General features: G+C 40.5%; 7 protein-coding genes. 3 read left to right on the forward strand and 4 right to left on the reverse strand.

Features of this window, described 5'->3' with window-relative positions; genetic code table 11:
* From glpB to QAI40_RS10225, 3 genes are read left to right on the forward strand one after another with little or no spacing between them, the layout of a single operon-like run.
* Complete coding sequence (gene glpB, locus QAI40_RS10215) at positions 1 to 1,284, forward strand: glycerol-3-phosphate dehydrogenase subunit GlpB (protein ID WP_299980532.1); 1,284 nt, start codon at positions 1 to 3, stop codon at positions 1,282 to 1,284.
* Positions 1,284 to 2,900: a 4Fe-4S dicluster domain-containing protein gene (locus tag QAI40_RS10220; RefSeq protein ID WP_299980530.1), complete on the forward strand. Its 1,617-nt coding sequence runs from the start codon at positions 1,284 to 1,286 to the stop codon at positions 2,898 to 2,900. Before glpB ends, QAI40_RS10220 begins: the two co-directional genes overlap by 1 nt.
* Entirely contained in the window at positions 2,897 to 3,742 is an 846-nt protein-coding gene (locus QAI40_RS10225) for a CoB--CoM heterodisulfide reductase iron-sulfur subunit B family protein (RefSeq protein ID WP_299980528.1), read from the forward strand. The genes QAI40_RS10220 and QAI40_RS10225 overlap by 4 nt, the downstream gene beginning before the upstream one ends.
* Here the strand turns inward: QAI40_RS10225 and QAI40_RS10230 are convergent.
* The 4 genes from QAI40_RS10230 to QAI40_RS10245 form a co-directional block, all read right to left on the reverse strand.
* A complete protein-coding gene (locus tag QAI40_RS10230) occupies positions 3,728 to 4,603 on the reverse strand; it encodes a class I SAM-dependent methyltransferase (protein WP_299980526.1) in 876 nt (291 codons plus the stop codon). The genes QAI40_RS10225 and QAI40_RS10230 overlap by 15 nt on opposite strands.
* On the reverse strand, positions 4,590 to 7,799 hold the full coding sequence (locus QAI40_RS10235; protein ID WP_299980524.1) for an efflux RND transporter permease subunit: 3,210 nt from the start codon (positions 7,797 to 7,799) through the stop codon (positions 4,590 to 4,592). The genes QAI40_RS10230 and QAI40_RS10235 overlap by 14 nt, the downstream gene beginning before the upstream one ends.
* A gap of 3 nt (positions 7,800 to 7,802) precedes the next feature.
* The gene (locus QAI40_RS10240; protein ID WP_299980522.1) at positions 7,803 to 9,104 is read right to left on the reverse strand and encodes an efflux RND transporter periplasmic adaptor subunit; all 1,302 of its coding nucleotides are present in this window, start codon (positions 9,102 to 9,104) and stop codon (positions 7,803 to 7,805) included.
* A 341-nt stretch (positions 9,105 to 9,445) separates the two neighbouring features.
* Positions 9,446 to 9,715, reverse strand: a 270-nt coding sequence (locus QAI40_RS10245) for a response regulator (protein ID WP_304511619.1), incomplete at its 5' end; no start/stop codon positions are given.

Here is a 9,715-nt window from a genome sequence, read left to right on the forward strand (position 1 = left end):
ATGAAAGATAAAAAATATATCACATGTGACATAACAGTGATTGGTGCCGGTTTTGCCGGCATGGTTGCTGCGGCTCGCGCTTCTGCCCTCGGCTTAAAAACGGTTCAGACGGGTAATTCATCACAACTTTATTTTGCAAGCGGTTTATTTGATTTTTTAGGTGTCTATCCGCTTCATTCACGAATACCCTTGAAAGATCCCCGAACAGGCCTGGAATTATTACAAAAAGAGATGCCAGACCATCCGTATTCAAAAACCGGCTTGGAAGCAATATTGAAAAGTTTTGATTTTTTAGCCCGGTTTTTACAATCAACCGGACTTAATTACGTTAAACCAGATAAAAGGAACAGATCTGTTCTCACCGCTGCCGGTACATTTAAACCAACCTGTATGATTCCTGAAACTATTTCAAAAGGCTGTCTGCTAAAAAATAATACACCCTTATTGCTTGTAGACTTTAAAGGGCTAAAGGGTTTTTGTGCCGGACAAATGGCGGATGTTTTAAAAAAAATCCATCCCAATATTCTTACTTTAAGTGTGGATGTGCCGGGGGAAGGCGGCGATTTAAATCCAACATATTTTGCGACACTGTTTGAAGATTCTTCCTTTCTCAAAAAGCTTGCCACGCAAATTTCTCCTTTTTTAGATAAGGTTGAACTGATGGGGATGCCTGCGGTATGCGGTGTAAATAAAAGTCTTGATGCACTTACCCGTCTGGAAAAAATGACCGGTCTTGATATTTTTGAAATTCCGATGATGCCGCCTTCCATTCCAGGATTACGGCTGAAAAATGCATTTGAAAAAAAACTGGCTGAAAACAATGTTCATTTTTTGACTCAGGCAAAAATCAAGTCACCACAGTTTAACGGATCTGAATTTGTTTTAGATGCGGTGAATCAGAATATGGAAACTCAAATAAGATCCAGGGGGGTTATTCTTGCCACGGGAAGATTCCCGGGAGGAGGACTCCATGCCCAAAGAGGCTATATACAGGAAACCGTGTTCAACCTGCCGGTTTATCAACCAGACAAAAGAAGCCTTTGGCATCACATCAATTTTTTTGAACAACAAGGACACATGATTAACACGGCAGGCGTGGAAACAGACAATGTTTTCCGACCTGTGGATACACATGGCGCTGTTGTTTATGAAAATCTTTATGCAATTGGGACAATTCTTGCCCACAATGACTGGGTCAGGCTCAAATCAGGTTCAGGAGTGTCAGCTGTAAGCGCATTTACATCGGTTAATGATTTTTATAAAAAAAGTGCGGCGGGACACTGATGTTTCAGATTGCTTTATATACATCATTAATTCTATCAACAGCAGGTCTTTTATTCCAGGTTTACCGGTTTAAAAAAAAAGGCTCCTTATGGGTGCCAAAATTAAAATTGAATTTAGACTTAAAGCCAGCCCTTTTCAACACGATTTTTCAATCAAGGCTGTTTCGTGCATCAAAAACAAGATGGGCAGTTCATTTTCTTGTGTTTTCAGGTTTTATCTATCTGGTTTTTTTCCACGCATTGGACGAATTGACTGTCTTTAACCTGTTTCAATACTATCAGCCCACTCTTGATCCCTTTCAGTTCCTGAGAAATTTTGCCGGTTTTCTGGTACTGGTCGGATGCATAGGATTTTTGTTTAGAAGAAGTTTCAATACCCGAATCAACCAGGATAACAAAATAAAATATAAAGGGATTTTTTCCATTATCCTGATCCTTTTAGTGATTACTTCAGGGTTTATGCTTGAAACAATAAAAATCATCTCAGAACCTGCGTTTTTAGAAATGGTTGAAGACTATTCCGATCTGGATGAGGAGACAGGCCTTGATAATCTGAAAATTTACTGGAAAACCCATTATCAGGTTAGTTTTAAAAAAGACCTCCTCATTACCGAAGATACACTTGAACGAGGTAGACTTTTAAACAATGACTACTGCCTTGACTGCCACTCAAAAATAAAAAGTGCCTTTGTATCAAATGCTTTTGCCATGCATCTTGGAAAACCTGCAAACTTTTTAAACCATTACCGTGCAGACAATTGGCTGTATCCGATTCATTACCTGCTTTCATTTTTAATGCTTGTCTGTCTTCCTTTTTCACGATTTTTCCATATGTTACTGATTCCTTTTGCAAGTGCAAGACATAAAGTGACGGACAAATACTTTCAAAAAAAAGCGGTATTCATTCACCCTGCAACCCTTGCTGCATGCACAAACTGCGGTATCTGTTCAGAGGTCTGCAGTGTTTATCCAAACTTTCTAATCACACGGAATAAACAGATCCTGCCCCATTCCAAAATCGAATCTGCCAGAAAAATCATATTCACGGCACATCTGAAGCCGGAAGAGCTGAATCAGCTTCAACTTGGGAATGATGACTGTACAATGTGCAATAATTGTACGGATATCTGTCCTTCAGGAATTGACCTTCAGGGATTATGGAAGACACTTCCGCAAACACTTCAAAAAATGGGATATCCGGATAATTATACCTTTGTAAAAGATAAGGCACTTCAGGAGTGGGGAAACAAAGAATCGGAAAAAGAGCAGGCCACCGGGGCACATGAGCTGACTGAAAATCTTACCGGTCGTGTTTATTCTTTTGAAAATTGTGTTCAGTGTACCATTTGCACCAATGTCTGCCCCGTCGTTGCTTATGGTGGCAACGATAACGACATGACTCCCCAGCAAATAATGAACCTGTTAAGGCTGGGGAAAAAACAGACGGCTGCAGGAACCCGAATGGTCTGGAACTGCCTGACCTGTTATTTATGCCAGGAACATTGTCCCAGTGAAATAAAAGTTGCAGATATCATTATAGAACTTCGAAACATCTCAAATCAAGCGGCCGACAGGTTAAAAATCATGAACGCAGCGGACAAGGCGAACAAATTATGAAACTTGCATACTTCCCGGGGTGTAAAATAAATTTTTATTTAAGAGACTATGACACCTCTTTTAAATCTTTAATGGAAAAACTGGGTGTGGACCTGGTTCAACTTCCATTCAATTGCTGCGGTTATCCTGCCCGGAGCACCAGTTTTGAAATTTCTGTTTTCTCCTCCATAAGAAATTTTGCCCTGGCACGAAAATATGATCTGGATATCATCACTCCCTGTAAATGCTGTTTCGGGCAACTCAAATACGCATCTTACCAATGGCATGAGAACAAAGAATTAAAACAAAGAATGGATTGCCTTCTTGCAGATGAAAATCTTTTCTGGGACGGAAAAACGAAAATCAAGCATCTTCTTTCGTTTCTTTATAACGACATTGGAGTGCTTGAAATTAAAAAGAAAATTGATCATAAACTGCCTGAAAAGAAAATTGTCACCCAATACGGCTGTCACGCGTTGAGGCCATTTACTATCACCGGGTTTGACAATCCGCACGCACCCGGAATTTTTGAAGAACTGATAAACATCACCGGATTTAAAACCGTTGAATGGTCAAAAAGCACTGAATGCTGCGGAAATCCTATTTATACAAGCAATAAAAACCTGTCTTTAAAAATACTGAATTCCAAATTAAAAGCAGCCTCAGAATCAGGGGCAGACCATATCTGCACTGCATGTACCCATTGTCAGATACAATATAATGATTTGTCATTTCAAAATGAATGCCAGAAACACAATATCACTCCGGTCCTTTTTACACAAATTCTTGGTGCTGCATTGGGAATCAAGAAAGAAAAATTGGGCGAAGACAGGCTGCCCATATTTGATTTAAGGGTATCTTGAATCCATCTTCCAGGCTGCCGTAGCTGTCAAGCCTTTATGCTTCCTGACAATATAATTGTCTTTTGATATGCGCTCAAGATAAGGACGAATAATTTTTTCAAGCTCAGTGTCGGTTTTTTTGCTCACTTCTTTAAAAAAGGCCATCTGCCGGCCAAATTCTTCTTTAACCAAAACTGTCTGGTCCCATTCAATGGTATCAAAGGTAATCTCCGGGAAAAAGCCCAAAGAAAACAATAGATTTATTTTATACAAAATACTCTGGGGTTTATCTTCAAGAGCTGTTTCCACGATTTTTTCCCATAAATCAGAGAGAATCGGGTGGTTCCTTTTTGCGGCCCATCCCCGGATGGCACATCCTTTTTTTGAACAGCTCATCATTTTAAAAAAGGATTCCGGGCTTGCAACTCCCGGGGACATGAAGGCAATTACAAGATCAAACTTCTTTTTCCATCCTTTTGCTTCTATATCTATTTTATACCAGTCTTCATGAAGAACGGTGATATTTTTTTTAATATCAGGCGTGATATCCTGTTTAAATTGTTCCAGCATCCCCTTTGAAAAATCAAGGGCTGTCACCTGCGCACCGTGTTTTGCCAGCCCTATTGCAAGCCTTCCGGTTCCACATCCAATTTCAAGGACATTCATTCCGTCAAACAAAAGACCACTCTTTTCAAAAAATGACATTGTCTTTTTAAGCCGGCGATTCTTGACTTCTTTTTTATTCTGATCATATGTAGCGGCCGCATTGTCCCAGTATTTCTGACTGGAAAACCCCTTATGAACGCTGTAAGTATCGCTCTTTTTATCTTTCTCCCACTCGTTGAGCCAAAAATTTTTATTAAATATATTATCCATTTTCATTTAATCCGCTTTCATCATCTCCGGCAACAAAGATCCCTACCATATCATTAATGACCACGTACAAAGACGGGACAAAAACAAGGGTTAAAACAGTGGCTGCAACCAGACCGAAACTGATACTTACCGCCATTGGAATTAAAAACTGTGCCTGGAAACTGGTTTCCAGAAGAAGCGGGGAAAGGCCTGCGACCGTTGTCACCGAGGTCAGCAGAACCGGCCTGAACCTGTTTTGCCCTGCTTCAATGACAGCATCAAAAACCAGACTGCCTTTCCTGACCTTTGAATTGATAAAATTTATTAAAATCAAAGCGTCATTTACTACGATTCCGGACAGGGCAACAATTCCGAATATACTGATCATGGTGATATCAAGGTTCATGAAATAGTGCCCGATAATCGCACCGATGAGTCCAAAGGGAATGGCTGTCATGATAATTACCGGCTGGATATAGGATCTAAACTGACTGGCCAGGAGCAAAAATATAACCATTGCTGCAAGGGAAAATCCTAACTTAAGGCTATCAAGGGATTCTTCAGTCCTTTTGGCCTGGCCTTCCAAATCATAGGTCACCCCTGGAAATCGATTAACAAGGGTATCAAGATAATTCATTTTTAAATCTTCAACGATTTCCCGAGCATTAGCACTATCTTCATTGATATCGGAAATGACTGTAATGATCCTTTTTCGGTCTACCCGCTGGATGGTTGAATACCCTCTTTTCATTTCAATATCAGCCACCTGGTTCAAAGGAACTTGCCTTCCGTCCCGGGTTCTGATCCTTAACTCATCAATACTGGCTTCGGATTCCCTCTCTTTTTGAGGATATCGTACCATTACCTTGATATCATCTTTGCCTCTCTGGATCTTCAAAGCTTCATCGCCATAATAGGCTTGTCGTATCTGTGTAGCAATATCTGCCATTGTAACGCCTAAAGATTCAGCCCCTTTTTTGATATGAATCCGTTTTTCCATTTTACCCGGCCTAAAGGTATCCGTGATATCAAAAGTTCCCGGGTATTTTGCAATTTCCTGTTTCAACTCATCTGCGGCAAATTCAAGCTGGTCAAGATCCTTGCCCTTCAGTTGAATTTCTATTGGATTTCCACCCGGCCCGCCGCCGATAATGGAAAAGGTGAGCTGTTCTGAACCCAGAATATCTCCTGTCAGTTCCCGCCATTTTGCTGTTACTTCAGGTGCAGAGATATCAGGCCGTTTTGATGCCGATTGGATCTCAATCCAGGCCTCCCCGCAATGCCCGCCATATACGCCCGGTTTCCAGTCCCTTCTAGGAATGATGCCCACCTGTGAAAAATTATTAACAATCAAGTCTTCACCCCCCGCCACCCTGTCCCTGAAAAACGCATTGAGCTCAAAAGCCCCTTTTTCAATTTGTTTTACGGTCTTTTCTGTGGCTTCAAAGGGAGTTCCCAAAGGATATATAATCTCTGAAACAATCCAATTGCTGTCGGTTTTCGGAAAAAACACAAACGGCACATGTCCGCCTGCCAAAACCCCGATACTGACAATCAATATCCCAAACCCCATGGCCAGAGTGAAATACCGGTTTCGCACACAATATTTCAAAACAGGGGTATAGATTGAACGAATAAAAGCAATTAAGGCTTTTTCAATTCTGTCCCGAACCCATTTATGAGCATCCAAAATATCTTTTTTCAACCATTCCAGCCAGAAAAAGCAAATCCGGTAAATCAGACTTTTATTTTTTTTTGGCGGAGTAAGCGCATGATCAAGGTGAGCCGGCAAAATAATAAAGGCCTCTACAAGAGAAAAGGCAAGAATACAAATCACTGTCTGGGGCATGATGAAGATGAACTTTCCCATAATCCCGGTAATATGCATCAAAGGTGTAAATGCGACAATGGTTGTGGTAACTGCCATCACAACCGGCGCCCCGATCTGGGCAATGCTGTCAATCACCGCCTCTTTGGCAGATTTACCTGTTTTATAATGGGTATAGACATTTTCCCCGACAATAATCGCATCATCCACCAGAATACCCAATGTCATGATAAACCCGAACAGGGATAGCATGTTAATGGATGCGCCGAAATAGTTCAGGACAAGAAAAGCCCCCATAAATGATATGGGTATCCCGGACGCCACCCAAAAAGCAAGTCCAAGATCGAGGAACAGGGCCAATACGATAAATACCAGCAATATTCCCTGGACACCGTTTTTCAGCAAAAGATCAATTCTGTCCTGGACCATTTCCGCCATATCAAACCAATAGCCCAGGGTGATGCCTTTGGGAAGAGAATCCTTATGCGTTTTAATATACGCTTTAACTGTTTTTGAAATGGCAATGGTATCCTGGCTGTCCGTACGCCGGACGACAATAAGGGCTGCTGGTTTTCCATTAAACCTTGCCTTAATATCCGTATCTTCAAATCCGTCGATTACAGTTGCAACATCTCCAAGTTTAATGGTTGTCCCATCTTCCCTTGTCACCACGGGAATCTGTTCAAACTCTTCGCCCGTATAAAGTTTCCCCTTGGCCCGGACCAGAAATTCACCGCCTTTTGTCTTAATCTTACCACCCGGCAAATCAAGACTTCCTGTCTTTACAGCTATTGCAACCTGTTTGAAAGACAGATTAAATCGTCTCAAGTTTTCTTCAGACACTTCAATGGAAATTTCATAGCCTCTGACGCCAATAAGGCTTGCAAGGGAGATATCATCCGTATCTACAAGATCATCCCTTATTATCTCGGCAGTATCCCGCAACACCTTTTCATCCACGTCACCATAAATGGCCAGATAGATGGCCGGATCATTGTTTTTAATCTCGGTGATAACAGGATCTTCTGCTTGGTCGGGAAATGTGTCAATCAGGTCTATCTCAGTTCTTATTTCATCGAGTTTTTCATTAATATCCGTCCCGGCCGCAAGTTCCAATGTTAGCGACCCGTGCCCTTCAAGGGCAGTTGAGTACATTGTTTTTACATCTTCAAGGCTTTTGAGCTTCTCTTCAATCTTGATACAAATCCCTTCTTCAACTTCCTCCGGGGATGCGCCAGGGTATGTTACGGAAATATTGATCATATCAAGGGAAAACTGAGGAAACATTTCCCGTTTCATGTTTAAAACCGTGTACAGCCCTGCCACAATCAGAAAAACCATTATGAGGTTCACAGAGACCCTGTGTTCAACAGACCATTTGCCCAACGCTTTCATGTCTTATTTCCCATTTTGTTTGATATTGAGCTTCATTCCCTCAAAGGCACCTGGAAGGGGAGAAGAAATAATTTTATCACCCGAATTTAACCCGCTGTCAATATACATTTCTTCTTCAAACTTTCTTAAAATATTCACCTTTTTCATTTTTAAATGATTGTCATTCACTGTAAAAAGAATATTATCACTTTTTAACAGGTGCCTTGGCAGCACATAAATATTCTTGTAAGTTTCTCCGATAATACTGCACTTAACAAATGCACCCGGTTTTAAATTGAAAATATTTTTTATTTTTACATCCGTCTTCAGTATTTCAAGCGTCATGGGCAAGGTTCTTGTCTTTTCATCAATCTTTGCTTTTATCCGGGTGACTTTCGCATTCCATGCATAGGATTTCATTGAGTCAAAGTTGGCCATCATCACCTTTGCATCCGGTGTTTTCCCGTTTTCAAAAAAGGATTCAATCCATTTCATTTTTTCCAAAGGGATTCTCACATCCACATCCAGGCTGTCTTTTTGATAAATTGACCCCAGGGCTTGACCAGGATTGACATATTCCCCCTTTTCAGCAAATTTATCCAGAATCAAACCATCAAACTCAAATTTTATCCGGGTCTTCTCAAGTGCAAGGTCTGCTTTTTGGAAATCAACACGGGCCATGGTAAGAGCCGTATTTTTTTGTTCCATTAATGTGTCGGTTAATGAAAGCCTATTGGTAATATTCTGCAAGGCAATCTTTGCCTGTAAATATTGCTGTTCAGCTTTATCAAGACTGTTTTTTGAAGCAAATTGGTTTTTACTCAACGCTTTGATTCTTTTAAGTTCTTTTTTGGCAAGCTCTACATTGGCTTTGGAAAGCAAGATGTCATTTTTCAAATTTTCAATGTCCTGTTTCAAGCTTTTAATATCTGTTTTTGCCTGCCTGACCCGTACTTGTCCTGTCTGGCGATCCAGCTTATAAGACCTTTGATCAATCCTGATCAGAACCTCTCCCTTATTAATCACCCCGCCCTCAATAAAAGACGGATGGATATAATCGATTCTCCCTGGCACTTCCGCGGCAATTTTTACCAGTTTTCTTGGTTTAACTGTGCCAAAAGCATCCACTGTCATGACTTTTGAAACAGGTATTGCCACCATTACCCTAACGCTGGGGGGCGTTTTGACGATTTCTTTTTTCTCAGGTTCCTCTTTTAAAGATATAAGCAATTTTGCTAATGCAATGGCAATAGCCAAGACAACAACAACTCTTAAAAATCTTAAAAAAAATGAAGTGGTTTTTCTATCTCCTGATGTTTTTTCCATAATCGGTATTCTTCTCCTTGCTGACATGACCAAATCGATTTTCTGCATCCATTTGATTCATTTTATATACCAAGATTCTCATTTTGGAAAGAAATTTGAATATTATCAAATGGAATGTTTTTTACATTTAGCTTACTGCGGAAAAATGGCTTTTGCTGCTGGGCCTCGATATCCAATCATCATTTTGGGAGAAAATACTTTTTCAAAACAAGATAAATGTATATTATTGAGTTTAATCTGGAAGAATAGCTTCTGATAGCACTACTGGTTCATATACTGTAACCTGCGTGTTCAACTTAAAGGGCAACCAATATACCATATGTCATACTATCCAAAATTTATTAACCCTTTGAAAGAACCTCATTGATGAGCTTGCTCAGTTCATCCCTGGTTGCAGGTTTTATAATAAATCCAGAAAAACCGTATGCCTTGAAATTGGCAACTACCGGATCATCAGAATAACCAGTGATAACTATCCCTTTAACATCAGGATCAATTTCAAGAAGCCTTCTCATGGTCTCTTGACCTCCCATTCCGACTTTACTGGTTAGATCCAGGATTGCCACATCAAAGGGGTCTTTTGATTCCATGGCTTTTTTATATATTTCAAC

This window comes from Desulfobacula sp. (assembly GCF_030611305.1).
Taxonomy (GTDB): domain Bacteria; phylum Desulfobacterota; class Desulfobacteria; order Desulfobacterales; family Desulfobacteraceae; genus Desulfobacula.

Bases quoted from the DNA above. Each gene is read 5' to 3' on its own strand.
- glpB (WP_299980532.1), top strand. From the start codon at position 1: ATGAAAGATAAAAAATATATCACATGTGACATAACAGTGATTGGTGCC.
- QAI40_RS10230 (WP_299980526.1), bottom strand. From the start codon at position 4,603: ATGAAAATGGATAATATATTTAATAAAAATTTTTGGCTCAACGAGTGG.
- QAI40_RS10235 (WP_299980524.1), bottom strand. From the start codon at position 7,799: ATGAAAGCGTTGGGCAAATGGTCTGTTGAACACAGGGTCTCTGTGAAC.
- QAI40_RS10240 (WP_299980522.1), bottom strand. From the start codon at position 9,104: ATGGAAAAAACATCAGGAGATAGAAAAACCACTTCATTTTTTTTAAGA.
- QAI40_RS10225 (WP_299980528.1), top strand. From the start codon at position 2,897: ATGAAACTTGCATACTTCCCGGGGTGTAAAATAAATTTTTATTTAAGA.
- QAI40_RS10220 (WP_299980530.1), top strand. From the start codon at position 1,284: ATGTTTCAGATTGCTTTATATACATCATTAATTCTATCAACAGCAGGT.